Source organism: Cryobacterium serini, from assembly GCF_004404025.1.
In the GTDB taxonomy this organism is placed as follows: Bacteria; Actinomycetota; Actinomycetes; order Actinomycetales; family Microbacteriaceae; genus Cryobacterium; species Cryobacterium serini.
In genome coordinates, this window is sequence record NZ_SOHN01000011.1 from 13,684 (window position 1) to 39,946 (window position 26,263).

Genomic DNA, 26,263 nt, shown 5'->3' on the forward strand with positions numbered 1-26,263 from the left:
GGCTGAAAATATGGCATCACTGCACATCGGAGCTGGCCCTATGTCGCGATCCTCGATCGGTACGGCGGTCGCTCTCGACGCGACCCTCGTGCTGGCTTTCGCCGCGATCGGCCGATTGAGCCATGGCGAGAGTCTGGCGGGACTGGGCGTAACCTATTGGCCGTTCCTCGGCGGTTTAATCATCGGCTGGCTAGTGCTTCGTGCCTGGCGACACCCGCGCCGCATCGTCTGGACCGGCCTCGGCATCTGGATCGCCACCGTGGCGGGCGGCCTTCTGTTGCGCCTCGCCAGTGGCCAGGGCGTTCAACTCAGTTTTGCGATCGTTACGACCATCGTGCTCGGCCTGTTTCTCCTCGGCTGGCGTGCCGTCGCCGCGCTCCTGCGCCGCCGCGACCGCCAGCACATGCCCGCCGCCGCCTGATTTCAGGATCACGCTGGCCCACACGCACACTCACCTACTCGGCCCGCCTGAGACCCGGAGTCGCGAGCAACTGGCCGTCACGCAGCACCGCGAGGACGTCGATGGCGAAGCGCTCGGTCATCTTGTTCAGGGTCGTCTCTCCGCCGGCCACGATCGCCGTCGCGAGTATGTCGGCAGTGACGATATCGGCTGCGAATACACTCACCTGGCGAAACGGCGACGGTTCGCCGTTCAGGGCGGTCCAAATGTGTTCGCCCCGTTCGGCGCTACCCGACGTTGCCACGGCCCGCAGCGGATGCCCCAGCGGTACGTTCGCAATCACGGTGCCCCGATTGCCCGGATCGACGATCGCTACGACCCGTTCGGGGTGCCCGGCATCCTCGCTGACCAAAACATCACCGCCAGCGTTGATAGACCAGTTGGCCGGGCCGCGCGCCGTCAGAGCTGCTCCGGCTTCGGCGATGGCGAGCGCCTTAACGATGCCCGAGAGGTCGATGACGCCATCGGCACGATGTGGTGTGAACACGCCCTGGGTGCGTTCCCGCCACTTCAACGCGAGGGCGTAGCAGTCGCGCAGACCCTGACTCGCCTCGGTCAAACGGATGTCCCCGCGCGCGATGCGACTCAGCTCTGAGTGTTCTCGGTACAGGCTGAACTGCTCGTCCCAGCGACGAAACACCGTCTCGACCCGTTCAACGGCATCGGCAGGGGCAGGCGAATCGGGCAGTCGCAGACTCACGACCGTCCCCATCGTTTCGAAGGTGAGCGCGGGCATCCGCTTGTAATCGCGGCGCACGGTGGGCACCTAGAACCCCGCCGTATCGAGAGCCGATTGCAGTGATTGCCGGTAGCCGTCGCTCGTGTACGTGGCGCCGCTCACGTTTTGCACGCTCGCGGACTGCGCGGCAAGCACCTCGGTGCGCAGGATTGGTGCAGCTCGGTTGCTGATCTGCACCGACCTGCCGTCGTGGTTGGTGAGCTGGAGGGCGGAGATGTCAGTGATGGCACCAGCTGCGATTGTCACGGAGACCTGCATGTTGCCAAACCGGGTGGCCACGACCGAGCCGGTGAAGGTTCCCGATTGAGCGGCGGATGCGGCCGTCGCGCTGATCGCTTCAGTAGCTGCCGGATTGGCCGCGCTCGCGGCAGCGGCGTCGGTTCCGGAGGCACTCGAAACAAGACTGTGCGACGCGTCGATCGCCTGCGATCCAAGTTGCCAGCCGACGCCGACAATCGAGATGGAGGCCAGTGCGGACAAGGCCACTGCACGTGCTCTCACCAGTCAAACCTTTCGTAGTGGATCTGCTTCTTGGGAACTCCGCCAGCGCGGGCATCTCGCACGACGGCGTCGGTCCACGGCCGGGGGCCGCAGATGTAGATATCGGAGTCAAGTAGTTCAGGCACGATCGTGTGCAGGGTGATGCCGGCGCGGACAGCATCCGCTGGAAGCCAGGTACTCACGCCCGTGGGTCGTTTGCCGGCGATGATGCGCAGCTCGGCGCCGCGAAGCCGGCACAGGTCGGTGAGTTCATCAACCAGGTAGGTATCGCCGAGGCTGTGCGAGCGGAGCAGCACGGTGGCGTTGCCGGGCACGAATGACACCGTTTCCAGCAGCGACCGAATGGGGGCGACGCCGATACCGGCCGCGATCAGCACGACGCGAGGCGAGGTTCGAGCGTTCTCGGTGAAAAGCCCGTACGGGCCTTCGAAGCTGACCCGGGTGCCGCGTTTCACCCGGGGAAGCTGCTGCGAGGCATCGCCCAGTCCGCGAACCGTGATGCGCAGTCCGCGCTCACTCGGCGCTGACGACAAAGAGAACGGATGCGCCTGCCACCAGAGTCCATGGGCCCAGAACCGCCAGACGAAGAACTGTCCGGAGGTCGCCCGGAGTTTGTCCAGCTTTCGGCCGGTCAGGGTGATGGAGACGACGCCAGGGGCGACGGCGTCCACTCGGTCCACCACGAGACGGTGGCGCAGCGACCGGGTGACCGGCAGCAGGAACCGAAATACGATAATGGAGCCGGCAACGGCAACGTAGAGGGCGAGCCAGTAGTAGCGGGCGATGGCGCCCTCACTGAGTAGGTTCCCCACGCTCAGCTGGTGCGGGATGGCGACAAGCACGGACAGGTAGGCGAGCAGGTGCACGGCATGCCAGGCCTCGTAGCGAAACTTACGACGCACGACCACGAGCGAGGTGATGACGACGCCGATCATGAGCGCGAGGCCGAGAAAGGCAAGCGGCATGTCAGGCAGGCCCGTGAACATGTTCCAGGTCTCGGCAACTACGTTCACGTTCTCGGCGAGCGCGTAGCCGGTGATGAGCAGAGCCGCATGGCCCAGGATGAGGTACAGGGCCGGCTTACCGAGCGACTGGTGCACGGCCATGGCCTGATCGTGCCCGAAGGCGCGGTCGATCGGGGGCAGCCGCGCGGCCAACACGAGCATTACGAGCAGAAGGTCGGTGCCGACCAGCCCGGCGACGATTCCGAGCGAGCTGAAGGCCTCGGCGGGCGTTCCGAACCTGGCAGCTCCCCCGTCAGCGAGAAAGATGGCGATCACGATGGCGACCGATGCGACGCAGAGAATCTGCAGGCTATCGGCCAGGCGCATCCGCTTGTTGTAGGCGGGGTGCAGGGTCGCAGCGCGGCTCCGGCGCGTGGGCACCGGGGCGGTTCGAGTGGTGCGCGTGTCGAGGCTCATGAGTAGAGCATCGACCGGGGTGCCATCGAATGGCTATCGATAACCTGTGAACAGTCTGTGTGTCGTCAATGCCTCTTTTTCAGCTGCGCCCTCGCCCGCACGAGCAGCACGATGGCCAGGGCGATGACGCTGCCGAGTACCGTCTCGAGCACCCGATCGACCAGTAGCGCCGGCACCGGAACCGGGCTCGTGAGGTGCACCACGGTGAGAGCGAGCGGGGTTACGAACAGCAGGGCCGCTCCGTAGTGGCGACCGATCAGAATTTCGGCGCCGAACTGGCCGAGCGCGATGACCAGAATGAGCACGGCGACCGGAGACCCGGGCAACAGCACGAGGGCGGTCAGGCCGACGCCCAGCGTTGTGCCGATCATACGGTGGAACGCTCGCGACACGGAGTGCTTCGCTCCCGGTGGCGGCAACACCGCAATCACGCTGACGACCGCCCAATACGGATGCCCGATGCCGGCCGCGATGGCGAGGGAACCGGCGGCGAGTGCACCGACCACGTTTTGGGCAATCGACACCCACACGCGTCGGTCTCGGATGGCAGCCGGACGGGTGAGAGCGCCGTGTACCAGATTCTTGTAGAGGTCGGGCTCACGGCGTCCGGCGACTCGGCGCAGCAACCAGCCCGACATGGTGAGCAGCCAGGCGAACGCTGCCGAGGCCACTGCCACGGTCAGCCTCGGCCAGAACTCATCGCCGGGCGTGGGCAGCTGGGCAATCACGGCGTACCCGAAGACGAAGAAGATCGGCGTGGCCGGAAAAAGCCCTGCCATCGATGCGACGACAATCCCGGCCACGATCACCACGACCAGCCCTGCGGTCAGCACGATCAGGGGTGCCTCGACCAGGGCGAGTATGAGGGCGAAGGTGATGATGGCGAGCATGAGCGTTCCGGCAACGGTGACGGTGCGCAGCCGTACCCGGTAGGGCTCGTTGCGGCCAAACAACGCCGTCATTCCGCCGAAGGCAGCGTAGGCGGCCCAGTCCAGTTGTCCAGTGAGCACGAGCACGGTGAGCGGCAGCGCAATGGCGACTGCGGCGCGGGCGGCGACCTCGAATTGGACGGCACGCAGGGAAACCACCCACTGTTTCAGGGATTCCGGCTTGCCCGGTTCCCTGTCCGGGCCGGGACCAACGGCGTGCACCCTAGATTTTTTCGATCGGGGCGATCTTGATCAACAGCTTTTTGGCGCCCGCAGTGTCGAACTGCACGTGCGCGATGCGCTTGGTGCCCTCACCGGTGACCTGGTTGACCCGGCCTTCGCCGAAGTCGTGATGACGGATACGGTCGCCCGCCGTCAGTTCGAGGCTGCCGTTGTCGCGCACCGTTCCGGTGATTTTGTTGGCCCACTCGGTCTTCGGCTTGCCTGGCGGCAGACCGGTCTGCTGCCTGCTGCGCCCGCCGAAGCCATCTGAACTGCCCGATCCACTCAGCGAGTTGCCGAAACCGCCGAAGCCACCATCGCGGCGCGCGTTGAGCGCCCGCGGCTGGGTACCGCCGCGGGAGTTGGCCATGCCCGGCGACTGTTTCCAGTCGATGAGATCGGCCGGAATCTCCTGCAGGTATCGACTCGGCATGGCCACGTTAATATCGCCGAACTGGGCCCTCGTCATAGCGAGGGAGAGGTAAAGCCGCTTGCGGGCGCGAGTGATGCCCACGTAGAACAGGCGGCGTTCTTCAGCGGGACCGCCCGGCTCGTTCGCCGACATCTGGTGCGGAAGCAGCCCCTCCTCGACGCCGGTCAGGAACACGGCCTCATATTCGAGGCCCTTCGCGGTGTGCAGCGTCATCAACGAGACCGTGCCGGAGGCGTCGTCGAGGTCGTCGGCCGCGGCCACGAGGGAGACCTGCGTGAGAAAGTCAACGAGACCGCCGTCGGGGTTTTCTTTGTTGAAGTCCTTGGTCTGGGCGACGAGCTCCTCGATGTTCTCGGCCCGCACCTCGTCTTGCGGGTCACGGCTGTTCCGCAACACGGCGAGCAGACCGCTGCCGCTGAGGAGGAACTCGAGCACTTCGCTCACGTTAGCGGCACCGTCATTGGAGCCGCCGACCGGTACACCATCGTCGGTGACCGAGGTCGGCACGAGCATGAGCGCTGCGGCATCGAGCAACTCGGCCAGTTTCAGGATGGCGCCGGTCACCTTCGGGCCGAGGCCGAGCGCGGCCGAGTTGCGCATGGCCTGCCGAAAGGTGAGTTCGTTGTCGTCGGCGAAGCTCGACAGCCCGGTTTCGGTGGCCGGGCCGATGCCGCGCTTGGGGGTGTTCAGAATGCGGCGCAGCGCGAGTTCGTCGACCGGGTTGGCGACGGCGATGAGGTAGGCCAGGGCATCCTTGATCTCGGCTCGCTCATAGAACTTGGTACCACCGACCACCCGATACGGCGTGGCCGAGCGCACCAGGATCTCTTCCAACGCTCGAGTCTGCGCGTTGGTGCGATAGAACACGGCCATGTCGCGGTACGCCATGCCGGCGGCGTGCAGCACCTGGATCTCGTCGGAGACGAACTGGGCTTCGTCGTGCCCGGAATACGCGGTGAAACCGACGATCTTCTCACCGTCGCCGCCCGCACTCCAGAGCTTCTTGTCGGTGCGGTCAAAGTTGTGGCCGATCACCGCGTTCGCTGCCGAGAGAATGTTCTGGGTCGACCGGTAGTTCTGCTCCAGCAGAATCACCTTCGCGCCCGGGTAGTCCCGCTCGAAACCGCTGATGTTGCGGGTGTCTGCGCCGCGGAAGGCGTAGATCGACTGGTCGGAGTCGCCGACAACGGTGAGCGACGCCCCGGGGATGGCGCCGGTGGCGTCACGCAGGTTACGCACGTGCACGCCGTCGTCTTCCATCTCCTGGGCGAGCTCGGCGGTGACCGGCCGGGTGAGCTCGTGCACGAGGGCATACTGGGCGTGGTTGGTGTCCTGGTATTCGTCGACCAGCAGGTGCCGAAACCGACGTCGATACAGGGCGGCGACCTTGGGGAACGCGCGGAACAGGTAGACGGTCTCGCCGATAAGATCGTCGAAGTCGAGCGCGCTCGCGGCGCGCAGCCGGGCGGAGTACTGCCGAAAAATCTCGACGAACATGACCTCCTGCGGGTCGCTCATGTTCGCATTGCGGGCGTAGGAATCGGCGTCGGCGAGCTCATTCTTGAGCTTGGAGATCTTGGCGCCGGCCGAGCCGGGAGTGAACCCGTAGGTATCGGCGTCGAGCCCCTTGATGATGCGCTTGAGGGTGACCTTGGTGTCGGCCGAGTCGTAGATGCTGAAGGTGCTCGACAAACCGATCTTCTCGGCTTCGCGGCGCAGAATGCGCACGCAGGACGAGTGGAAGGTGCTGATCCACATTCCATCGGAGCCCTGGCCGAGGATGGCGTGCACCCGCTCGCGCATTTCGGCGGCGGCTTTATTGGTGAAGGTGATGGCAAGAATCTGGCTCGGCCAGGCATCGCGCGTTTCGAGCAGGCTCGCCACCCGCCGGGTGAGCACGCTGGTCTTGCCCGAGCCGGCGCCGGCGATGATGAGCAGCGCCTGGCCGCGATATTTGACGGCCTCTTTCTGCTGCGGGTTGAGCCCGTCGAGCAGTGGGCTCTGTTCGCGTTCCCCCGTGCCCGCGTACCCGTTCGAATCGAGAATAATCGGCGTGGCCGAACGATTTGAGGTTGCGGGCGCGGATTCCGCGTTCAGAGGTGTGGTCATGTCGGTTTCCAGTGTAGGCGAGGCCCCTGACAGGCGGGCGGGCGGCATACTCAGAGTGCGTCCCGCACGTGCACGGCCAGATCGGGGTGGTCAGCGAACACACCGTCGATGCCCGTCGTAAGGATGAGGCGAAACTCCGCCTGCCATTGACCGAAGTCCGCCCTGCGGATACCGCGCCGAAACGTTTTCGCCAGAAACTTGTTCTCTGGACGCAGGGTCCAGCAGTAAATCTCCAGCCCGGCGGTCTGCGCGTCATTGACCAAAGCGGATGCCCCAGTCACCTCCCCCGCGGCATCCGTTTGGAGAATGAGGGATTTGGGCACACTGATGCCGTCGATCCCCGTAAATTCCGCGGCCAGGTTTGCGAGCCCATTAGCGGTCAGGTGATCGGTGTAGCTCACGTCGCCGGCCTCGGCGTCGGCCGGGTGGCCCTCAGCTTCGAGCAGAAAGATGCGTTTGCCGCGCACGCCCTGATCCCGAACCGCGGCGAGCACGCTCGGTTCGAAGCTCTCCACGGTGAGTCGGTCGGTGTTCCAGCCGGCCGCGGATACTTCGGCGGCGAACAGCTCGGGCAGCGGCAGGTCGAGCGCTGCGAAATAGTTGCCGTGTTTGATCTCGGCGACGATGCCGAGCACCCGATCGGTCTTCTCAGCCGCAGCGTCGACGAGGTTGCACAGGTCCCGCAGCCGCAGAATCGGCTGCTGGTCGTCAAAGGTCGTGTTGCTCTGCCGCAGCGACGGCAACCGTTCCCTGGCACGCAGGGTGCTCAACTCTGCCCAGGTGAAGTCCTCGGTGAACCAGCCGGTGACCAGCTTGCCGTCAACGTGTTTTTCGGTGCGGCGAGCGCCGAATTCAGCGCGCGTGGCGACATCCGTTGTGCCGGAAATCTCGTTTTCGTGGCGGATCACGAGCACACCATCTCGGGTTGCCACCAGATCGGGTTCGACGGCGTCGGCGCCGAGCGCAAAAGCAAGATCGAAGGCGGCACGCGTGTGCTCTGGCCGGTGGCCGCTCGCCCCGCGGTGGCCAATGACGATAGTGTGCATGTTTTCAGGCTATCCGCGCCGAGAGGACGGATGCTGAGGGGTGCTCTCCGCCTGTAGCGAAACGTCGTCGTCTGACGCCCGGAATGCTGCAAATCGGCTGATCCCCAGCACATTCGAATGCGCACTCGGGTAGCTTTGATGAAGTGCCGCACCAGGCGCTGCGTGTTGGTTCGCCCGCGCGCAACCGTGACTCCCCAGCTGATTGTGAGTACAGCAACACATGGCATCCTCCAACCCCGCTTTCTCCCGCAACGAGGCGTTCGGCCCTCGCGGCGCAGTGGCGTCGTCGCAGGCCCTCTCTGACAACGATCTGCAGTCGATGTACAACCGGCCTTCCGCCGGTGCGCAAGACACCGAACGCATGACCTACGAAGACACCATCACCAAGACCGGCCTCGGCTTCGCGCTGCTGCTCGTGGCGGCAATGATCTCCTGGGTCGCGACCCCGGTGCTCCCGTTCCTGTTCATCCTCGGCGCCATCGTCGGTTTTGTGCTCGGCCTCGTCAACACGTTCAAGAAGGAGCCGTCGGCTCCGCTCATCCTCGCCTTCGCGGCGGCACAGGGCTTGTTCGTTGGCGGCATCTCGCGCGTCTTTGACGAAAGGTACGGGGGCGTCGTAGTGCAGGCGGTCCTCGCCACCCTCGTCGTCGTAGCCGTCACCCTGGCCCTGTTCAAGAGCGGCAAGATTCGCGCCTCGAAGAAGGCCACCAAGATCTTCCTGATCGCCATGGTCGGCTACGCCGCGTTCTCGCTGATCAACGTGGGAATGATGATCTTCGGTGGCACCGACCAGGCCTTCGGCATGCGCAGTGCGAGCATCAGCATTCTCGGCTTCGACCTCAAGCTCGGCATCATCATCGGCCTGCTTGCGGTGCTCCTGGCCGCGTACTCGCTCGTGCTCGACTTCGACTTCATCCAGAAGGGCGTCAACAACCGCCTGCCCCGCAAGTACGGCTGGACCGGCGCGTTCGGTATCATCATGACCGTCGTCTGGCTCTACGTCGAGATGCTGCGCATCTTCGTGCTCACTCGCGAGTAGCAGCATCCGCTTTCGATCAGGCGCCCTCGTTCTCGTAACGCGGGCGCTTTTTCGTACCCCGCGAACGCCACACTGTGGTTGGCTTAAGCAATGAGTTTCACTGACCTGTACGTGCTGCCCCTCGAAATCAGCGGCTCGAATGCCGCGTTCGGCTACATCGGTAGCGCCATCGTGCTCCTCGGCCTGGCCTGGGTTGTCGTGCTCGCCATTCGCCGCTATCTCAAGGCCCCCAAGGACTGACTTCACAGGTCTCAAAACGATGTGAGGCTGCTCGATCCATTCGTGCGCTTCGTTCTTGGCCGGCCGGTACAGCGTCAGAGCCCGCTCGTGTCGGCGACCCTGCTCCGGTTGTCACTCGCCAACGTGACCTGCGCCATCACCGCAAGAAGGTACCGTAGCGAGCCATCGCGTTCACCTCGAGGGCGTGCGCGCCGGTGCCTGCCCTAGACTCGGGTCATGTCGCTCGGTCGCCCATTTCGAGCGCTGTGGGTATCGAGTGCCTCCGCTAATCTCGCTGACGGAGTCGCGTTCATCTCGATGCCACTTCTGGCGGCATCGCTTACCGACGATCCGCGACTGGTTGCCGGACTGGCGACGACCTACGCCCTGGTGCGGCTTTTGGTGGCGCTGCCTATCGGGGTGTGGGTCGATCGGATCGATCGACGCAACCTGCTGATCGCCGCTAACCTCATCCGCGGACTCGTCGTGATCGCCCTCGCGGTCTCCATTCAGTTGGAGCTTGGAACCTTGCCGCTGCTCTATGCGGTGTTTGCGGTGGTCGGAACGCTGGAGAGCGCGGCGGATAACGCATCCGTTTCTCTCCTGCCCGCGGTTGTGCCGGTGAAGCAGCTGGATCGCGCGAATGGCCGCATCTCGGCAGCACAGCTTGTTGCCGATGAGTTCGCAGGCCCGCCGCTTGGCGGACTGTTGTTTGCCGTCGCGGCCGCGGCTCCCATGTATCTCATGGGCGGACTATGGGCTGCGGCCGGGCTCCTCGCACTGGCATTGCCGATCCGGCGGCTCGGGTCGAGTGCTGAGCGCACGCATCGCCAGCCCGTTTTCCGCGAGGCGCTGGACGGAGCGCGATGGCTCGCCGGCAACCGCACCGTTGGCGGGCTCGCCCTGATCGGCGCCCTCGCGAGCGTGGGCTACATGCTCCCGTTCTCGATCCTCGTGCTGTTCGCCGAGCAAAATCTCGACCTCGATGCCGTCGGCTATGGAGTGATCCTCGCCATTTCAGCGCTCGGTGGGCTGGTCGGTTCGTTCATGACAGCACGGCTCACCAGTTGGATCGGCTACCGCCGCACGATCATTGCGAGCCTCGTCACGGGGGCGGCAGCGCTGTTCGCGCTGTCACTCACCACGAACGGAGTCCTCGCCGCGGTGCTTCTCGCGGTCTACATCCTGCACGCCGTAGTGTGGGGAATCTGCGCCACCTCCCTTCGCCAACGGCTCGTGCCCGATGCCCTCCGCGGCCGAGTCAACGCTGCGTCTCGCGTGCTCAGCCTCCTCGGGCTGGCGCTCGGTTCGGCGCTCGGCGGCCTGCTGGCCGTCACGAGCCTGCCGCTGCCGATCGCCGTCGGTGGTGGAGTCTTCGTGGGTTGCGCGGTACTGGCCGCCATCGTCCTCCCGCACGATCCTGCCCATAGCCGCGCCCGAAACGGGTAGCCGCTAGACCGGTTACCGGAGCAGCCACCCGTTTCGGACCCAGTCGCGGGTAGCACGTGCAAATTTCTAGCTATCTATCGTCCAGCCGAGCCGTTCCCCCAGCCACGACAGACCGGCCAGGCCTTCGGAGAGCTGAAACGCGCGCAGAGTCGGCATATTCGCCGGAGCGGGTTTTTGCGCTGCATCCAGAAAGTAGGCAGTCAGCCCCGACAGCACGGCGTTGATGGCGAGGTCATCCGCTTCAGCGAAGAGCGGATGCGTCGCGATGATCTCATCAGCGTCAGCGTCACTTCCGCGCAGGCGCGCGTCGAGCAGGAACGTGAGGGCGTCGAGCCACCGCACCCCGACGCCTGCCCACGGCCAGTCGACCAGCCACGCCCGGCCGGTGTCATCGAGCAGGATATTGTCACTCCGCAGGTCGAGGTGCCAGGAGCCGCGGTACCGCTAGGGAGCCGGGCAACATCCGCAGCACGGCCAGCTCGCGCCGGTGAAGGTCGACGGTGTCGGAGTTTCGCTCGCGACTCGCGGCCTTCACGAAGGCACTGCGGCCGTTGTCCGCGCGCACCCGGTCGGCGCTTCCGGGCGAGAATCCGTTGGCCTGGCTGAGTGCTTCGACGACGCATCCACTTAGAAGGTTCTCAACGGTCGTGTGAATCGAGGCCGGTAATTCCGGCCAGGTCAGTCGCAGCTGGTGACGGTCCGTCATCTGGCGAGCCTAGCGGGCGGACCGTTCTCCCTCAAAGTCGCATGAGGTACTGGCGGCAAACGTGCACACGAGAGTAGCGCTCACGCAGCTCGTTCTCGAATTCAATGGGCGCGTGCATGAACGCCTGCACGGGTGTTGACAGCCCAGCGGGAGACTCGAATCCGTCGTCCCCACTCGCCGAATCTTTGTAGACGTGCAGGTAACGATAGTTCTCACTGAACCCGGCGGATGCGTACCAGGCGTTCGCGCTCTGGGTTGCTCGCGTCCACGCATCCAACGACGTCACGTTCTCCGGCAGGCGCCGAAGCGCTTCGTGCAACAGCTTCGACGCGACCCCCTGGCGCTGGGCGCGCGGGTGCACGGCGATTGAGTCGATTGTCGCGGCGTTGCCGTCAATCTCCACGTCAAGCAGTCCCAAAACCTCCTCTCCACGCACCGCCACCAATTCCACACGACCATTCGTAAATGTGGTCTTGCAAATTTTGACATCGTCGTAGTAGTCGGTGTCGAAAAAACTCAGCAACCGGCAGATGAGCCAGCTGCGTTCGTCAGCAACGCGGTAGTTGCGTATCTGAAGCATCGTGTCCTTGATCGTTGCAAGCTCGGTAGCCAATCGTGCGGAATGCACGACAGCGCGAAACAATCAGGAGCGGAACATGTTTTGACTGTACTGCGCAGCCCTCTGCTTCGGCAAGCGATCGCGGCGGGCTCAGGCATCCGCTCGGGTTGCTCGCGCCTCAACGACCAGAACGACCGCGACACCGCCGCCGCAGGGCGCGAACCCGGCCAGGGTCAGAAGCGTCAGCGGCTCACCGAGCAGCATGGCACCGGTCATGGCCGTCGCGGGCGCGACCAGAGACAGAGGGGCGTTGAGGGCGGTGATGCCCACCTGATGCAGCAATGCCCGCGCCCGCTACGGGTGGCCGCTCCAACTATCACGGGTGCGCTCACCCATAGCGGACGCGCTCACGAGCGGATGCCGCGGGCACGCCCACGGCCGAGGGGCCGGCTCCTGCGAGCCGGCCCCTCTTGTCACGCTCCTGTTTCAACGGTGCTGCAGGATCACTCCCACTCAATGGTTCCCGGCGGCTTCGATGTAACGTCGAGCACGACACGGTTGACGCCGTCTACCTCGTTCGTGATGCGGTTTGAAATCTTCGCGAGCAGGTCGTACGGCAGGCGAGTCCAGTCGGCGGTCATGGCGTCTTCCGACGACACGGGTCGCAGCACTATGGGGTGGCCGTAGGTGCGGCCGTCACCCTGCACGCCCACTGACCGCACATCGGCGAGCAGCACGACCGGGCACTGCCAGATCTCGCGGTCGAGGCCGGCGGCGGTCAACTCGTAGCGCACGATCGCATCCGCTTTGCGCAGCAGATCGAGGCGTTCCTGGTTGATCGAGCCGACGATGCGAATGCCGAGGCCGGGGCCGGGAAACGGCTGGCGCTGCACGATTTCGGCAGGCAGGCCGAGCTCGGCGCCGATCGCGCGCACCTCGTCCTTGAACAGGGTACGCAGCGGTTCGACCAGTTCGAACTTGAGGTCGTCAGGCAGACCGCCGACGTTGTGATGGCTCTTGATGTTGGCAGTACCGCTACCGCCGCCGGATTCGACGACGTCGGGGTAGAGCGTGCCCTGCACGAGGAAGCGGATCGGGTCGCCATCGATTTCCTTGGCCTCCTCGATCAGTTCAGCCTGGGCCTGCTCGAAGGTACGGATGAACTCGCGGCCGATGATCTTGCGCTTGGTCTCCGGGTCGCTCACGCCCTCGAGCGCCGTGAGGAACTGCTCGCGCACGTCGACGGTGACCAGGCGAATGCCGGTGGCCTTCACGTAATCCTCTTCAACCTGGCGACGTTCGTCTTCGCGCAGCAGGCCGTGGTCGACGAAAACGCAGACCAGCTGGTCGCCGATGGCCTTGTGCACGAGGGCCGCGGCCACGGCAGAGTCGACTCCGCCGGAGAGTCCGCAGATGACCTTGCCGCTGCCGACCTGGGCGCGAATCTTTGCGACCTGCTCGGCGATGACGTTGCCGCTGTTCCAGTCGGGGTTGATTCCGGCGGCGCGGTGCAGAAAGTTCTCGAGCACGTGCTGGCCGTTTTCGGAGTGCTTGACCTCGGGGTGCCATTGCACGCCGTAGAGCCGCTTTTCATCGTTGGCGAATGCCGCGACCGGGGTGGAGGTCGACGAGGCGAGCACGGTGAACCCTTCGGGCGCGGTAGCGACCGAGTCGCCGTGGCTCATCCACACCGTCTGGCTGTTGGGCTGGTCAGCGAGCAGCACGTTGTCGGCGTTGCCGACCATGACGGGGGTCGAGCCGTATTCGCGGCCCCCGGTGTGGGCGACGGTGCCGCCGAGGGCGGTCGCCATCACCTGGAAGCCGTAACAGATGCCGAGAACGGGCACGCCGAGTTCGAAGATCGCGGCGTCAAAGGTGGGCGCACCCTCGGCGTAAACGCTTGACGGTCCCCCGCTCAGCACGATTCCGCGCGGATTTTTGGCTACCACCTCGGCGGCAGTGATGGTGTGCGGCACGATCTCTGAATATACGGATGCCTCACGCACGCGCCGCGCGATCAGCTGCGCATACTGCGCGCCGAAGTCGACCACGAGAACGGGGCGATCCAGCCCCGAGTCGGCGACGGGAGCATCCGGTGCATCGGCGGCGGCATTCATGAACATACCTCGGCGGTCTTTTTTGCTTCGAGCTGCGCGAGGGAACGTTTGACGCGGCGGGTCATGGGGCCTTCCAGGAAGAACGAGAGCGTGGGAATGACGCCGCCGAGAGCGATCAGCACGAAGAGCGGGAACGGCCAGCGCATCAGGCTCCACAAGCGAAAGTCGGCGAACAGGTACAGCACGTAGAACCAGCCGTGCACGATCAAAATGATCGTGCTGAGGTTGATCGCGGCGACCGTGTCTCGGGGCACGAGGGCGAGAAAACCTTCGGAGCCGTTCATCTCAAGTTCGTAGCCGAGCACGAACTTGGCGTAGACCTCGGCGCAGAGCAGTAGCAGAAAAACACCGGTAATGATGGACGACACCTGGTAGAGCCGAAGCGCACCGGGGATTCGGGAAATATCGGCGGGCTTGGGATCAAGTGGCATGGGCTGATTCTACGCGCCCGCGCTGGGAGCCCCGGCAGCGGCGCTCTCGAGCGCTGCTTCTTCCTGCTCGCGTTCCACGGCATCACGCACCATCCGGTACCAGAAGAACACGGCAAAACCGGCGAAGACGACCCACTCGATCGCGTAGAAGATGTTCAGCCAGTTCAGCGACTGGTCGACCTGGGGTATCGGGGAGTCGATCAGGTCGAGGCCCGTCGGGGCCGCAGCGTCGACGATATAGGCGGAATACACCGACTGGTCGGTGAAATCGGTCCACAGATTGATCAGAGCGGATGGCGCGACCTTCGTCAGCTCCATTGAATCGCCCTCGGGGTCGGGCAGCTCGGGGGCCTCGCCCGTAAGAAAACGCCCGGTCAGGGTGACCGGAGTGTTTTCCGGCTCGGTCTGCAGGGCTTCGATGGCGGCCTCGGCCGTGGCCCTGTCTGAAGCCCATCCGCGCGCAACGGCGATGCTGACGGCGGCATCCGTTCGAAAATGGCTGACGACCCAGAACCCTTTGACGCCGCCGTTAAAGCGGGTCGTGATCAGCGTCTCGTCACCGGCCACCCAGCTGCCGTCGGCGGCTACCATCTGGCCGGTCGCGATCTGCGTCACCCCGCCGTCAGGTTGCGCCACTTCGACGAGCGGCTTCACCTGCTCGGTACTGCGCTCCACAACGACGCCGGACTCGATGGCGCGGTCCAGCTGCCAGTGCCCGAGCAGGGCAAAAGCCGCCGCAATGCCGAGGGCAAGCAGCAGTGCGGCCACCCAGCGGGGGCGCAGCATCATTCTGATCACGAATAGTCACCTGTGTGGTTTTCTCGCCCGGGTTTGCGTGCCGGTGTGTCGGCCGTCTCATCGGGTTCTGGGGTGTGCTGACCGAGCGCGAAATCGGCCATCGAATCTAAGTCAGAATCGCCCGAATGCGCACGTCGTACTGTATTCACATTATCGACCGACGCTTGGGAATTGGCCGAGTCGTACTTGGACCCCCGGCGCGTGGACTCGTCGGCCTCCGCTGCCTGGGCGGCCGTCGCAGCCTCGACAAGGGCGATCTCTTCGTCGAGCATCGGGTTGCGCGGCGCACGAGGTTTAACGGATACTGACATCCGGCGGCGCAGCGCCGACCCGATCTTCTCGGAATTCGCCGCGAACAGCGGACCAAGGATTGCCATGACCAAGACGTAGAGTCCCGCGAACGGTTGCAACCGCGGGTCGAGCCCGGCCGAGACGGAGAGCGTTGCCAGAATCAGCGTGAACTCGCCGCGATTGACGAAGATCGCGGCGGTGTTGAGGGCCTCGCGCGGCCCCATTTTGTGCAGCCAGGCCAGCAGCGCTCCCGACAGCAGGCTCAAGATGAACGTCATCACGATGGCGATCAGCACGACGAAGATCACCGATCCGAACTGGGCCACATCGAGGGCGAGGCCGAAGTTGAGAAAGAAGAATGCCGCGAAAATATCCCGCAACGGTACCGCCACGCGTTCGATCCTGGCGCGATAGCTGCTCGCGCCGAGCACGACGCCGACCAGGAACGCGCCAATCGCATCCGTCACACCGATGATCTCGCCGATGCCGGCAAACAAAACCACGAGGCCGAAGAACAAAATAGTGAACAGCTCGTCGTCTTTGGTGCGCATGAGGCGGGATACGACTCGGCCGCCCCATCTGGCGAGCGAGAACATGGCCACGAGAAAGAGGAATGCGATGGAAAGCTGCAGCACGATCGGCCAGATCTCGGTCTTTCCGCTGAGTACAACGGAGACGATCGACAGGTAGATGGCGATGAAGATATCGCCGACCACGGTCACGCCGAGGATCATCGGTGTCTCTTTGTTCGCGAGGCGGCGAAGTTCGATGAGCAGTTTGGTGATGATCGCGCTCGAGGAAGTACCGGTCATGCCTGCGATAACGAGGGCTTCGCGCGGTCCCCAGCCCACGAGCAGGCCGAAGATGAAGCCGGCGCCCATGTTGATGAGAATCCAGGATCCGCCGGAGATGATCAGGGTTTTGGCGTTGCCGAAGAATTCCTCCTGGTCGAACTCGAGGCCGAGGCTGAACAACAACAGAATCAGGCCGAACACCGCGATGAGTTCGATGTCCGCGGCCTGAAAGTCCAAGGGGAAGAAGTCGGTGTTCGGACTCGCGAGAAGGCCCACAATCATATAGATCGGGATGGTGGGGAGCCCGATCAGCTTGCCCAGGCGGCCAAGAACGTAGGCGACGACGAGCAGTATGCCAAGAACGAGGAGATCTTCGCCCAGGTGCATCGATTACCCCCCGGGTGGAGCGTCGACGGTCTTCGCCTTCACTTCACCGGTGCGGAAGAACGCGAAGGCCTTGACGACTTTTTCAGGCGAACCCGCGACGACGAGCGTGTCACCGGGGAAGACCTTGAAGTCGGCAGCGGGGGCCGGGTTGGCCGATTCGCCGCGCACGACGGCGACGACGGTGAGTCCGGCGATGCCGCGGTCGGCCGGGTTGCCGAGGGTCTGGCCGGCGATGTGGTCTTCATAGTCCACGGTGAACCAGTCGATGCTGAGTCCGGGAATCTGATCTAGGGCGCTGAGCGACTCGGTGATCTGGGTGCCGCCGAGCAACTCAGCGAGGGTGTGTGCCTCGTCCTCATTGAGCCGCAGCGAGACCTTGCTCGCATCTGGTCCTCCCTCGTCGTCAGCGAAGGTAATGAGGTCGCTGTGGCCGGAACGATGAGCGATGACGCCAACCTTGCCACCGTCATCCGTGATGAAGGTGTGCAGCACACCCACGCCGGGAAGTTTGACCCGCCGAACATCAACCATTGTCATGACTCCTGAGGTCTAGGTGCAGTAGCCCTAGTCTACCGGAGCCTCTTTTACCGCTGCGCGCCGCGCGCGCCACTTAAAGCTGGAGCGGTTACCGCGAATGGGCGCGGCCACCGACAGCTGGCGCAGTGACGCGGTCGCAGCTAGTTGGTGACCACAATGTCGGGGGCCTCGAGGCGCACCCGGTCGGCGGATTCGTCGTTCGGCTCCTCCTGCGAAGCACGCTCGGCGGCAACCCGGGTGAGGTAGAAGCCGACCTCGCGGTCGATGCGCTCCTGGTCCCAGCCGAGCACGCCGGCCATCAGCGCGGCGGCGACGGGTGCGGCCGAGACCCCGCGGTCCCACGCCTCGATCGAGATGCGAGTGCGGCGCGCGAGCACATCTTCGAGGTGAAGCGCGCCCTCGTGCGAGGCAGCGTAGACGACTTCGGCGCCGATGTAGTCGTCGGCGCCGGGCAGCGGTTCGGCGAGCGTCGGGTTGGCGCGAATGAGGTCCAGCAGCTCGTCGGTGAGGGTTCCATAGCGGTTGAGCAGGTGTTCCACCCGCACGGTGTGCACGCCGAACGCCCTGGCTATCTTGCCGCGCTTATTCCACGCCGCCTGATAGCCCTCGGCACCGAGCAAGGGGATGTCTTGGGTCACCGAAGCGGGAATGCGGCCATCGAGGGCCGAGACCGCGGCATCCACTGCGTCCTTGGCCATGATGCGGTAGGTGGTCCACTTTCCGCCGGCGATCACAACGAGGCCGGGCACCGAATGCCCTACGAGGTGTTCGCGGGACAACTTGGAAGTCTGATCACTCTCACCGGCCAGCAGCGGACGAAGACCGGCATAGACACCCTCGACGTCTTCCCGGGTGAGAGGTACCGTCAAGACCTCATTGATGTGTTCGAGGATGTAGTCGATGTCGGCCGCCGTCGCGGCCGGATGCGCCTTGTCGAGATACCAGTCGGTATCGGTCGTGCCAATGAGCCAGTGCCGGCCCCACGGAATCACAAACAGAACACTCTTCTCGGTGCGCAGCAGCAAGCCCATGGCGCTTTGGAATCGGTCGCGCGGAACCACAAGGTGCACGCCTTTCGACGCCCGTACCTTGAAGGTGCCACGTTCGCCGACCATGCGCTGGGTATCGTCGGTCCAGACGCCGGTCGCGTTCACGACCTGTTTGGCCCGCACCTCGAAGTGTTCGTCAGTCTGCAGGTCGTGGGCGCGCACGCCGACGACGCGCTCCCCCACCTTGATAAAGCCTTCCACGCGCACCCGGCTAGCCGCATGGGCACCATAGAACGAGGCGGTGCGCACAAGAGACGAAACGTAGCGGGCGTCGTCGACCTGGGCGTCGTAGTAGGTGATACCGCCGACCAGGGCATCGTTGGCAAGACTCGGGATGAGCTTCTGCACCTGACTCTTCGACAGGTGGCGGTGGTGCGGCACGCCGGGCGGTCGCCCGCCCGTGTAGGAGAAGATGTCGTAGAGCAGCATTCCGGCGCCGATATAGAACCGTTCGGTGAAGCGCTTCTTGAGCGGGTACAGAAACCGCACCGGCTTCACCAAGTGCGGCGCGATGCGCTGCAGCAGCAGGCCCCGCTCGGTGAGCGCCTCACGCACGAGGCGAAAGTCGAGCTGCTCCAAATATCGGATGCCACCGTGCACGAGCTTGGATGACCGGCTCGACGTGCCCGACGCCCAGTCCCGCGCCTCGAGGATGCCCACGCTCAAGCCGCGGGTGACGGCATCAAGGGCAGCTCCGGCACCGACGATGCCGCCGCCGACGACAAGAATGTCGAGTTCTTTTTCCTTGAGCTTGGCCAGAGCGGCGACCCGCTCCTCAGGCCCCAATTTCGTGGACCGGGTAACCGAATTGTGGGAGGCCATTACTACTCCTGTTCAGACTCAGTGTTGAAGACGAGAGGTCAGGGGAGGTGCGACAAACAATTGCGACATCAGTGTTGCGCGTAATGCTGAAAGTACGTCTGTCCTCGGAGTTGATTCACACCGACGCTAGTTCACACCGACGCTAGTTCACACCGAAGTTGGTTCACACCGAAGTTGGTTCACACCGAAGTTGGTTCACACCGAAGTTGGTTCACACTGACGCTAGTTCACTCGGTACGGCGCGACAACCACTTCAACCCGCTGAAATTCTTTGAGATCTGAGTAACCAGTGGTTGCCATCGACCGACGCAGCGCACCGACGAGGTTGGCAGTGCCGTCCGCGACCGGTGCCGGGCCGTACAGAATCTCTTCGAGCGGGGCGACCGTGCCCACCTCGACCCGCTTACCGCGCGGAAGCTGGGGGTGGTGCGCCTCGGCGCCCCAGTGGAACCCGCCACCGGGGGCATCCGTTGCCCGCGCCAGGGCGGTACCGAGCATGACGGCGTCGGCGCCGCAGGCGATGGCCTTGACGATGTCACCCGAGGTACCGAGGCCGCCGTCGGCGATGACGTGCACGTATCGCCCGCCGGATTCGTCCATGTAGTCGCGGCGCGCGCCGGCGACATCCGCTACGGCAGTCGCCATTGGCGCGTGGATGCCGAGGGTCGCGCGGGTGGTCGACGCCGCTCCCCCGCCGAAACCGACCAAAACGCCCGCGGCGCCCGTGCGCATGAGGTGCAGCGCCGCCGTGTAGGTGGCAGCGCCGCCGACAATGACGGGCACGTCGAGTTCATAGATGAACTTCTTGAGGTTGAGCGGTTCCTGGTTCTGCGACACGTGCTCGGCCGACACGGTGGTGCCGCGAATGACGAACAGGTCCACGCCAGCGGCGACGACGGTTTCGTACAATTCCTGGGTGCGCTGGGGCGAGAGCGCCCCGGCCACGGTGACGCCTCCCGCGCGAATCTCGGCAAGCCGGGCGGTGACCAGGGCTGGCTGAATGGGGGCGGAGTACATCTCCTGCATGCGCGCTGTCGCCTTATCGGCGGGCAGGCTGTGAATTTCGGCGAGCAGCGGCTCGGGGTTCTCGTGCCGGGTCCAGAGGCCCTCGAGGTCGAGCACGCCGACGCCGCCCAGCTGCCCCATCATGATGGCCGTGGTGGGCGAGACGACGGAGTCCATGGGCGCGGCCAGGACCGGTATGGCGAACTGGTAGGCGTCGATGGTCCAGCCGACCGACACGTCCTCCGGATCGCGGGTGCGCCGACTGGGCACCACCGCGATGTCGTCGAAGGCATATACGCGGCGTGCGCGCTTGGAACGGCCGATCTCGATTTCCATGGTTCCAGTTTAGAGGCAGCCACCGACATCCCTTTTTCCAAGCGGATGCTGCTACCCCCGCCCGATTCAGAAGCGGGGGTAGCGGCCCGAGAAGCCCTACCGCCGGTAGTTCGGGGCCTCGACCACGATCTGCACGTCGTGCGGGTGCGATTCCTTGAGCCCGGCGGGCGTGATGCGCACGAACTTGCCCTTTTGCTTGAGCTCGGCGATGGTGCGGGCCCCCACATAGAACATGGACTGGCGCAGGCCGCCGACCAGCTGGTAAGCCACAGCGGCGAGGGGTCCGCGGAACGGGACCTGGCCCTCGATGCCCTCGGGAATCAGTTTCTCGTCGCTGGGAACGTCGTTCTGAAAGTAGCGGTCCTTGGAATACGACGTCTTCGTGCCGCGGGTCTGCAGCGCTCCGAGAGAGCCCATGCCGCGATAGGTCTTGAACTGCTTACCGTTGACGAACACGAGCTCGCCGGGGCTTTCGGTGCAGCCGGCCAGCAGGGAGCCAAGCATGACGGTGTCGGCGCCGGCCACGAGGGCCTTGGCGATGTCACCGGAATACTGCAGCCCGCCGTCGGCGATGACCGGAATGCCGGTTTCCCGCGCGGCAAGCGAGGCCTGGTAGACGGCAGTGATCTGGGGTACGCCCACCCCGGCCACGATGCGGGTGGTGCAGATTGAGCCGGGGCCCACTCCCACCTTGATCGCGTCCGCGCCCGCGTCGATGAGCGCCTGGGCGCCAGAGCGGGTAGCCACGTTTCCGCCGATCACGTCGACGTCGGCGAACGCCTTGTCCGATTTCAGCCGGCGGATGATGTCCAGCACGCCGGCACTGTCACCGTTGGCCGTGTCGACCACAAGCACGTCCACCCCGGATTCGAGCAGGGCGGTCGCCCGCTGCCAGGCGTCACCGAAGAAGCCGATGGCCGCGCCTACGCGGAGGCGTCCGGCATCGTCCTTGGTGGCGAGGGGATATTCCTCGCTCTTGTCGAAGTCCTTCACGGTGATCAGGCCGGTGAGCTTGCCGTTGGCATCGATCAGGGGGAGCTTTTCGATCTTGTGCTTCGCGAAGATTGCCAGTGCGTCTTCCGGGGCCATTCCAACCTTGCCGGTGATCAGCGGGGACCTCGTCATGACCTCGCTCACCCGGGTGAGCGCCTTCTTGGCGTACGGCACGAAACGCATGTCCCGGTTGGTGATGATACCGACCAGAATTCCCTCGCCGTCAATGACGGGGAGCCCGCTCACGCGGAACTGGCCGCATAGGGCGTCCACCTCGGCCACGGTGGCGTCGGGCGACGTGGTGACCGGGTTGGTGATCATTCCGGATTCGCTGCGCTTGACCAGGTCGACCTGTTCGGCCTGATCACCGATTGCGAGGTTGCGGTGCAGAATTCCGAGGCCGCCCTCGCGGGCCATGGCGATGGCCATGCGCGTTTCGGTGACCGTATCCATGGCGCTGGAGAGCAGCGGCAGCGACACGTCGATGCGCCGGGTCAAGCGGGATTTGGTGACCGCTTCGCTGGGAATGACGTCGGTGTGCCCCGGCAGGAGCAGCACGTCGTCGTAGGTGAGCCCGGTGAATCCGAACGGATCTGGCTGATCCATGTAACCCCTTACCTATAGCTAAAAACAAAAAAATTATGCGGCAAAACGCGTGATCACCCCATGGGACGTGATCTGAAATAACCGCTCCTTCAATGTTAAGCATGTTTGGGGTCATCACATTCCGCTCACATTTACTGTCTGGTGCAAAGTTTCGAAACTTATAGGACATAATCGGCAAATACTCTCAACGACGACGTTGGCAGCAGTTACCCGGCGCCCGCTCGGTTACCCATCGGTCGGCACCAACATGGAGGTCCCGTGCAGCCCACACCTACGGCTCAGAGATACATACCCAGGATGCTCGCCATCCTGTTTGTCACGCTTCTGGCGACCTTGACCATGGCCACCTTCTCGGTGAGCAGCGCTCACGCCGACGAGGTGGGCACCGAGTTCGATTTCACCATCTCGGGCAACGTACAGTTCAACGGTGATGCGCTCGACGGCGTCGCGATCGCCGTTGACGGCAACGGCTACCAGGCTGACACGGTCACAGATACTGAGGGTCGGTGGGCGATCGGGGTTCCCGAAAAGGGCACCTACGAGGTCACTCTCGACGAAGAAACCCTACCGAAGGGCGTCGTCGTCGCTAAGGGCGCCAACGTCATCGATGCGGAATTCGGGCTGACCGACCGAAAGTCGGTCAACTTTTTTCTCGGTGAAGACACTCGCAATACGGTGAGCTTCTTCGACCAGTTCGTCAACCGTTTCGTCAACGGCCTGAATTTCGGCCTGCTGCTCGCCCTCGCCGCGATCGGGTTGTCGCTCATCTTCGGCACGACCGGGCTAAGCAACTTCGCCCACGCCGAGATGATCACCTTCGGCGCGCTGATGACCCTGGTCTTCTCAGTGCAGCTGGGCTTGCCCATCTGGCTCGCCATCCTCATTGCAATCGCGCTCAGCGGCGCGCTCGGTTGGGGCCTCGATGCGGTGATCTGGAAACCATTGCGACGCCGGGGGGTCGCGCTCATCCCACTGATGATCGTCAGCATCGGTCTCTCGCTGGCGCTGCGCTATCTCTTTCAATATTTCTTCGGCGGCAGTACGAGTCAGCTACCGGGGGCCGGGCAGACAGACCTCAAATTCGGCCCAATCTCGCTGTCTCCGATCGATCTGATCAGCATGGGCATCAGTGTGGTCGTGCTGCTCGGGGTGGCTTATTTTCTGCTGCGCACCCGCATCGGCAAAGCCACGAGAGCCGTCTCCGACAATCCCAGCCTCGCCTCGGCCAGTGGTATCGACGTCGACAACGTCATTCGCATCGTCTGGGTCACCGGTGCCGCGCTGGCCGGACTCAGCGGAGTCTTGTGGGCGTACTTCCGTCCAGGGGTCAGCTGGGATATGGGATTCCAGATGCTTCTGCTGGTCTTCGCCGCCGTCACCCTCGGTGGCCTCGGCACCGCCTTCGGAGCACTGATCGGCTCCATCATCGTCGGCCTCTTCGTGGAGTTGTCGACGCTGTGGCTTCCGTCCGACATGAAGTACGTCGGTGCACTCGTGGTCCTGATCCTGGTTCTGCTGTTTCGGCCGCAGGGCATCATGGGTCGCAAAGAGAGAATTGGTTAGGGGTTCACGATGGACTGGGAAGCAATCTTCAACAACGCAGCCGTCGAGCTGATCAGCCCGACCACCGCAGCGTACGCACTCGCCGCGCTCGGCCTCGCCGTGCACTTCGGCTACACCGGCCTGCTGAACTTCGGTCAGGCCGGCTTCATGGCGCTCGGAGCCTACGGCTACGCGATCTCGATTCTGACCTTTGGTTTTCCGGTCTGGGGCGCGTTTCTCGTCGGTGTCGGGGCCTCCGTTGTTTTCGCTTTGATTTTGGGTATTCCTACGCTGCGACTTCGCGCTGACTATCTGGCGATCGTCACGATCGCTGCCGCAGAGATCGTGCGGCTACTGTTCACGACGAACACTTTTGCCTCGGTTACCGGGTCGGCCAACGGCCTGAGCGGGTACAAGAACGGGTTCGCGGCCCTCAACCCTCTCGCTGAAGGCAGCTACGGTTTCGGACCGTTCGAGAACAACGCCTACGACACCTGGCTGCGCATCGTAGCCTGGTCCATCGTGATCCTGGCGGCACTGTTCGTGTGGCAGGTCATGCGCAGCCCGTGGGGTCGAGTGATAAAAGGTATTCGAGAAGACGAAGACGCCGTGCGCGCCCTCGGCAAGAACGTCTACGCCTACAAAATGCAGTCGCTTATTCTAGGCGGGGTGTTCGGCACCATCGCCGGAATGATCTTCGCGCTGCCGCGCGCGGTGGTGCCCTCGAACTACCAGACAACGCTGACCTTCTTCATCTATGCCATTCTGTTGCTCGGCGGCGCAGCGACAGTGCTCGGCCCGATCATCGGCTCGATGATCTTCTGGGTGCTGTTGTCGTTCTTCTCCGGCTTCGTGTCCCGAGCCGTCGAGGCGGGCTGGCTGCCGTTCATGACGACTATTCAGGGCGGCCAGCTGCGCTTCATTCTGGTGGGAGTGGCAATCATGCTGATAGTCATTTTCAGACCGCAAGGCGTGTTTGGCAACAAGAAGGAGTTGGCTTTTGTCCGCTAACGCTGGTCTCGATCCGGTCGCTCCCCTTGAGCCGCCCGTTCCCACCCAAAAACCAATTAAAACGACCGGTTTGCACGTCGGCGACGCCGAACCGGGCTGCCGCAAGGTAGACCCGATTCTCGTCGTCGATAAGGTACGCCGTTCTTTCGGCGGACTCACCGCCGTCGACGTCGACCACCTGGAAGTTCCGCGCGGCGCGATCACTGCGCTGATCGGCCCGAACGGTGCCGGCAAGACGACCCTGTTCAACCTGCTGACCGGCTTTGACAAGCCCAACGACGGCAAGTGGATGTTTGATGGTCGTTCCCTGGCCGGAATGCCCGCCTATAGGGTCGCCCGCATGGGCCAGATTCGCACGTTCCAGCTCACCAAAGCCCTCGGACTGTTGAGCGTCATGGATAACATGCTCCTCGGCGCCAAGGGTCAGACCGGCGAGAACATGTTCCGCGCCCTGCTACCGTTTCTCTGGCGTACCCAAGAGGAGGCGAACCGCGCCAAAGCGCTCGACCTGCTCACCCGGTTCAAGCTCGATACCAAGAAAGACGACTACGCGGCAAGCCTCTCCGGTGGCCAGCGCAAACTCCTCGAAATGGCGCGGGCACTGATGAGCGACCCCACCCTGGTGATGCTCGACGAGCCAATGGCCGGGGTCAATCCGGCCCTCACCCAGTCGCTGCTCGATCACATTCTCAACCTCAAATCGCAAGGAATGACCGTTCTGTTCGTGGAGCACGACATGCACATGGTGCGCCACATCGCCGACTGGGTAATCGTGATGGCCGAGGGCAAGGTGGTCGCCGAGGGCGACCCGCACGAGGTCATGAAGAACCCGGCCGTGATCGACGCCTACCTCGGCCAGCATCACGACGAAGACATTGGGCAAGACCCGGGCGCCGAAACCGAGCACGTGTCAGCCATAAAGGAGTTGCTCGATGACGAACGCTAACCCGCTGAACACACCAATGCCGACCGAAACCCGTGAAGCCGTCGTCGAGGTCAAGAACGTCACCGCCGGCTACGTCACCGGCGTGAACATTCTCAACTCCTGCTCGCTCACCGCCTACGCCGGCGAACTGATCGGCATCATCGGCCCGAACGGTGCCGGCAAATCGACGTTGCTCAAGTCGATCTTCGGCCAGGTGAAGGTGCGCGACGGCGAGATTCTGCTCCGCGGCACAAACATCACCAACCTCAAGGCGAACAAGCTGGTCGCGCAGGGCGTGGGGTTTGTACCGCAGAACAACAACGTGTTCCCCACGCTGACCATTCGCGAGAACCTCGAAATGGGCATCTTTCTCAAGCCAAAGGGACTCGTCGAACGCCTGGCATTCGTCACTGAGATTTTCCCGGAACTCGGCAAACGGATGTCCCAGCGTGCGGGGTCACTCTCCGGCGGCGAACGGCAGATGGTCGCCATGAGCCGTGCGCTGATGATGGGACCACACGTGCTGCTGCTCGACGAACCGAGCGCCGGTCTCTCACCCGTGCGCCAGGACGAGGCGTTCCTGCGGGTGAAGGAGATCAACAATGCTGGCGTGACCACGATTATGGTCGAGCAGAACGCGCGCCGCTGCCTGCAGATCTGTGACCGCGGTTACGTGCTCGATCAGGGCCGCGACGCCTACACCGGCACCGGACGCGAGCTCTTGAACGACCCCCAGGTAATCGGCTTGTACCTGGGCACCCTAGGGCAGGACTAATCAAGCATGACT

The 26,263-nt window shown here is 64.0% G+C and carries 26 protein-coding genes; 8 read left to right on the forward strand and 18 right to left on the reverse strand.

Annotated features, from left to right (window positions below; all coding sequences use genetic code 11):
* Positions 1-10 precede the first annotated feature (10 nt).
* Positions 11-421, forward strand: a complete 411-nt coding sequence (locus tag E3T51_RS09295; RefSeq protein WP_241989244.1) for a DUF3054 domain-containing protein — start codon at positions 11-13, stop codon at positions 419-421.
* Between the two features lie 34 nt (positions 422-455).
* On the opposite strand, the gene E3T51_RS09300 is transcribed toward E3T51_RS09295, so the two are convergent.
* From E3T51_RS09300 to E3T51_RS09325, 6 genes are all read right to left on the reverse strand, one after another.
* On the reverse strand, positions 456-1,217 hold the full coding sequence (locus E3T51_RS09300; protein WP_241989245.1) for an FAD:protein FMN transferase: 762 nt from the start codon (positions 1,215-1,217) through the stop codon (positions 456-458).
* 9 nt (positions 1,218-1,226) lie between these two features.
* Positions 1,227-1,700, reverse strand: a complete 474-nt coding sequence (locus E3T51_RS09305; RefSeq protein ID WP_134529612.1) for an FMN-binding protein — start codon at positions 1,698-1,700, stop codon at positions 1,227-1,229.
* Positions 1,697-3,121 carry a ferredoxin reductase family protein gene (locus tag E3T51_RS09310; RefSeq protein ID WP_241989246.1) on the reverse strand — a complete coding sequence of 475 codons (1,425 nt, stop codon included), beginning with the start codon at positions 3,119-3,121 and terminating at the stop codon, positions 1,697-1,699. The genes E3T51_RS09305 and E3T51_RS09310 overlap by 4 nt, the downstream gene beginning before the upstream one ends.
* Positions 3,122-3,186: 65 nt before the next feature.
* Positions 3,187-4,272, reverse strand: coding sequence for an FUSC family protein (locus E3T51_RS09315; RefSeq protein WP_241989247.1), 1,086 nt, complete (start codon positions 4,270-4,272; stop codon positions 3,187-3,189).
* A 1-nt stretch (position 4,273) separates the two neighbouring features.
* On the reverse strand, positions 4,274-6,814 hold the full coding sequence (locus E3T51_RS09320; protein WP_134529613.1) for an ATP-dependent helicase: 2,541 nt from the start codon (positions 6,812-6,814) through the stop codon (positions 4,274-4,276).
* A gap of 50 nt (positions 6,815-6,864) precedes the next feature.
* Positions 6,865-7,860 carry a glycerophosphodiester phosphodiesterase family protein gene (locus E3T51_RS09325; protein WP_134529614.1) on the reverse strand — a complete coding sequence of 332 codons (996 nt, stop codon included), beginning with the start codon at positions 7,858-7,860 and terminating at the stop codon, positions 6,865-6,867.
* A gap of 220 nt (positions 7,861-8,080) precedes the next feature.
* On the opposite strand from E3T51_RS09325, the gene E3T51_RS09330 reads away from it, so the two are divergent.
* From E3T51_RS09330 to E3T51_RS09335, 3 genes are all read left to right on the forward strand, one after another.
* On the forward strand, positions 8,081-8,899 hold the full coding sequence (locus E3T51_RS09330; RefSeq protein WP_134529615.1) for a Bax inhibitor-1/YccA family protein: 819 nt from the start codon (positions 8,081-8,083) through the stop codon (positions 8,897-8,899).
* A 90-nt stretch (positions 8,900-8,989) separates the two neighbouring features.
* Positions 8,990-9,139, forward strand: coding sequence for a hypothetical protein (locus E3T51_RS16745; RefSeq protein WP_166806424.1), 150 nt, complete (start codon positions 8,990-8,992; stop codon positions 9,137-9,139).
* Between the two features lie 216 nt (positions 9,140-9,355).
* Positions 9,356-10,567, forward strand: coding sequence for an MFS transporter (locus E3T51_RS09335; RefSeq protein ID WP_134529616.1), 1,212 nt, complete (start codon positions 9,356-9,358; stop codon positions 10,565-10,567).
* A gap of 66 nt (positions 10,568-10,633) precedes the next feature.
* Here the strand turns inward: E3T51_RS09335 and E3T51_RS09340 are convergent, their stop codons facing one another.
* From E3T51_RS09340 to guaB, 12 genes are all read right to left on the reverse strand, one after another.
* Complete coding sequence (locus E3T51_RS09340) at positions 10,634-10,909, reverse strand: hypothetical protein (protein ID WP_134529617.1); 276 nt, start codon at positions 10,907-10,909, stop codon at positions 10,634-10,636.
* Between the two features lie 64 nt (positions 10,910-10,973).
* On the reverse strand, positions 10,974-11,273 hold the full coding sequence (locus E3T51_RS09345; RefSeq protein WP_134529618.1) for a hypothetical protein: 300 nt from the start codon (positions 11,271-11,273) through the stop codon (positions 10,974-10,976).
* Positions 11,274-11,304: 31 nt separating this feature from the next.
* Positions 11,305-11,853: a GNAT family N-acetyltransferase gene (locus E3T51_RS09350; protein WP_134529619.1), complete on the reverse strand. Its 549-nt coding sequence runs from the start codon at positions 11,851-11,853 to the stop codon at positions 11,305-11,307.
* Positions 11,854-11,982: 129 nt separating this feature from the next.
* Positions 11,983-12,174, reverse strand: coding sequence for a hypothetical protein (locus E3T51_RS09355; protein ID WP_174844581.1), 192 nt, complete (start codon positions 12,172-12,174; stop codon positions 11,983-11,985).
* A gap of 161 nt (positions 12,175-12,335) precedes the next feature.
* The gene (gene guaA / locus E3T51_RS09360) at positions 12,336-13,949 is read right to left on the reverse strand and encodes a glutamine-hydrolyzing GMP synthase (protein ID WP_134529620.1); all 1,614 of its coding nucleotides are present in this window, start codon (positions 13,947-13,949) and stop codon (positions 12,336-12,338) included.
* Positions 13,946-14,380: a DUF3817 domain-containing protein gene (locus E3T51_RS09365; protein WP_134529621.1), complete on the reverse strand. Its 435-nt coding sequence runs from the start codon at positions 14,378-14,380 to the stop codon at positions 13,946-13,948. The genes guaA and E3T51_RS09365 overlap by 4 nt, the downstream gene beginning before the upstream one ends.
* Positions 14,381-14,389: 9 nt before the next feature.
* Positions 14,390-15,169, reverse strand: a complete 780-nt coding sequence (locus tag E3T51_RS09370; RefSeq protein ID WP_241989268.1) for an SURF1 family protein — start codon at positions 15,167-15,169, stop codon at positions 14,390-14,392.
* A 5-nt stretch (positions 15,170-15,174) separates the two neighbouring features.
* Positions 15,175-16,650 (reverse strand): cation:proton antiporter, encoded by a 1,476-nt coding sequence (locus E3T51_RS09375; protein ID WP_134529623.1) that lies wholly within the window; start codon positions 16,648-16,650, stop codon positions 15,175-15,177.
* 3 nt (positions 16,651-16,653) lie between these two features.
* Positions 16,654-17,181: a cation:proton antiporter regulatory subunit gene (locus E3T51_RS09380; RefSeq protein WP_134529624.1), complete on the reverse strand. Its 528-nt coding sequence runs from the start codon at positions 17,179-17,181 to the stop codon at positions 16,654-16,656.
* Between the two features lie 146 nt (positions 17,182-17,327).
* A complete protein-coding gene (locus E3T51_RS09385) occupies positions 17,328-19,058 on the reverse strand; it encodes a glycerol-3-phosphate dehydrogenase/oxidase (RefSeq protein ID WP_134529625.1) in 1,731 nt (576 codons plus the stop codon).
* 222 nt (positions 19,059-19,280) lie between these two features.
* The gene (locus E3T51_RS09390) at positions 19,281-20,399 is read right to left on the reverse strand and encodes a GuaB3 family IMP dehydrogenase-related protein (protein WP_104193350.1); all 1,119 of its coding nucleotides are present in this window, start codon (positions 20,397-20,399) and stop codon (positions 19,281-19,283) included.
* 96 nt (positions 20,400-20,495) lie between these two features.
* Positions 20,496-21,998, reverse strand: a complete 1,503-nt coding sequence (gene guaB / locus E3T51_RS09395; RefSeq protein ID WP_134529626.1) for an IMP dehydrogenase — start codon at positions 21,996-21,998, stop codon at positions 20,496-20,498.
* A gap of 297 nt (positions 21,999-22,295) precedes the next feature.
* On the opposite strand from guaB, the gene E3T51_RS09400 reads away from it, so the two are divergent.
* Genes E3T51_RS09400 through E3T51_RS09415 form a run of 4 tightly spaced genes read left to right on the forward strand, consistent with a single transcriptional unit; the run spans position 22,296 to position 26,251 of the window.
* Positions 22,296-23,561 (forward strand): branched-chain amino acid ABC transporter permease, encoded by a 1,266-nt coding sequence (locus E3T51_RS09400; protein ID WP_174844582.1) that lies wholly within the window; start codon positions 22,296-22,298, stop codon positions 23,559-23,561.
* 9 nt (positions 23,562-23,570) lie between these two features.
* Positions 23,571-24,551: a branched-chain amino acid ABC transporter permease gene (locus E3T51_RS09405; protein ID WP_104193353.1), complete on the forward strand. Its 981-nt coding sequence runs from the start codon at positions 23,571-23,573 to the stop codon at positions 24,549-24,551.
* 55 nt (positions 24,552-24,606) lie between these two features.
* A complete protein-coding gene (locus tag E3T51_RS09410) occupies positions 24,607-25,497 on the forward strand; it encodes an ABC transporter ATP-binding protein (protein ID WP_233206011.1) in 891 nt (296 codons plus the stop codon).
* Complete coding sequence (locus E3T51_RS09415; protein WP_104193355.1) at positions 25,484-26,251, forward strand: ABC transporter ATP-binding protein; 768 nt, start codon at positions 25,484-25,486, stop codon at positions 26,249-26,251. The genes E3T51_RS09410 and E3T51_RS09415 overlap by 14 nt, the downstream gene beginning before the upstream one ends.
* Positions 26,252-26,263: the final 12 nt, after the last annotated feature.

Excerpts from the sequence above, each read along its gene's own strand:
- E3T51_RS09295 (WP_241989244.1), top strand. The coding sequence starts at position 11 with ATGGCATCACTGCACATCGGAGCTGGCCCTATGTCGCGATCCTCGATC.
- E3T51_RS09310 (WP_241989246.1), bottom strand. The coding sequence starts at position 3,121 with ATGAGCCTCGACACGCGCACCACTCGAACCGCCCCGGTGCCCACGCGC.
- E3T51_RS09320 (WP_134529613.1), bottom strand. The coding sequence starts at position 6,814 with ATGACCACACCTCTGAACGCGGAATCCGCGCCCGCAACCTCAAATCGT.
- E3T51_RS09325 (WP_134529614.1), bottom strand. The coding sequence starts at position 7,860 with ATGCACACTATCGTCATTGGCCACCGCGGGGCGAGCGGCCACCGGCCA.
- E3T51_RS09330 (WP_134529615.1), top strand. The coding sequence starts at position 8,081 with ATGGCATCCTCCAACCCCGCTTTCTCCCGCAACGAGGCGTTCGGCCCT.
- E3T51_RS16745 (WP_166806424.1), top strand. The coding sequence starts at position 8,990 with ATGAGTTTCACTGACCTGTACGTGCTGCCCCTCGAAATCAGCGGCTCG.
- E3T51_RS09335 (WP_134529616.1), top strand. The coding sequence starts at position 9,356 with ATGTCGCTCGGTCGCCCATTTCGAGCGCTGTGGGTATCGAGTGCCTCC.
- E3T51_RS09345 (WP_134529618.1), bottom strand. The coding sequence starts at position 11,273 with ATGACGGACCGTCACCAGCTGCGACTGACCTGGCCGGAATTACCGGCC.
- E3T51_RS09350 (WP_134529619.1), bottom strand. The coding sequence starts at position 11,853 with ATGCTTCAGATACGCAACTACCGCGTTGCTGACGAACGCAGCTGGCTC.
- guaA (WP_134529620.1), bottom strand. The coding sequence starts at position 13,949 with ATGAATGCCGCCGCCGATGCACCGGATGCTCCCGTCGCCGACTCGGGG.
- E3T51_RS09365 (WP_134529621.1), bottom strand. The coding sequence starts at position 14,380 with ATGCCACTTGATCCCAAGCCCGCCGATATTTCCCGAATCCCCGGTGCG.
- E3T51_RS09370 (WP_241989268.1), bottom strand. The coding sequence starts at position 15,169 with ATGATGCTGCGCCCCCGCTGGGTGGCCGCACTGCTGCTTGCCCTCGGC.
- E3T51_RS09375 (WP_134529623.1), bottom strand. The coding sequence starts at position 16,650 with ATGCACCTGGGCGAAGATCTCCTCGTTCTTGGCATACTGCTCGTCGTC.
- E3T51_RS09380 (WP_134529624.1), bottom strand. The coding sequence starts at position 17,181 with ATGGTTGATGTTCGGCGGGTCAAACTTCCCGGCGTGGGTGTGCTGCAC.
- E3T51_RS09385 (WP_134529625.1), bottom strand. The coding sequence starts at position 19,058 with ATGGCCTCCCACAATTCGGTTACCCGGTCCACGAAATTGGGGCCTGAG.
- E3T51_RS09390 (WP_104193350.1), bottom strand. The coding sequence starts at position 20,399 with ATGGAAATCGAGATCGGCCGTTCCAAGCGCGCACGCCGCGTATATGCC.
- guaB (WP_134529626.1), bottom strand. The coding sequence starts at position 21,998 with ATGGATCAGCCAGATCCGTTCGGATTCACCGGGCTCACCTACGACGAC.
- E3T51_RS09400 (WP_174844582.1), top strand. The coding sequence starts at position 22,296 with ATGCTCGCCATCCTGTTTGTCACGCTTCTGGCGACCTTGACCATGGCC.
- E3T51_RS09405 (WP_104193353.1), top strand. The coding sequence starts at position 23,571 with ATGGACTGGGAAGCAATCTTCAACAACGCAGCCGTCGAGCTGATCAGC.
- E3T51_RS09415 (WP_104193355.1), top strand. The coding sequence starts at position 25,484 with ATGACGAACGCTAACCCGCTGAACACACCAATGCCGACCGAAACCCGT.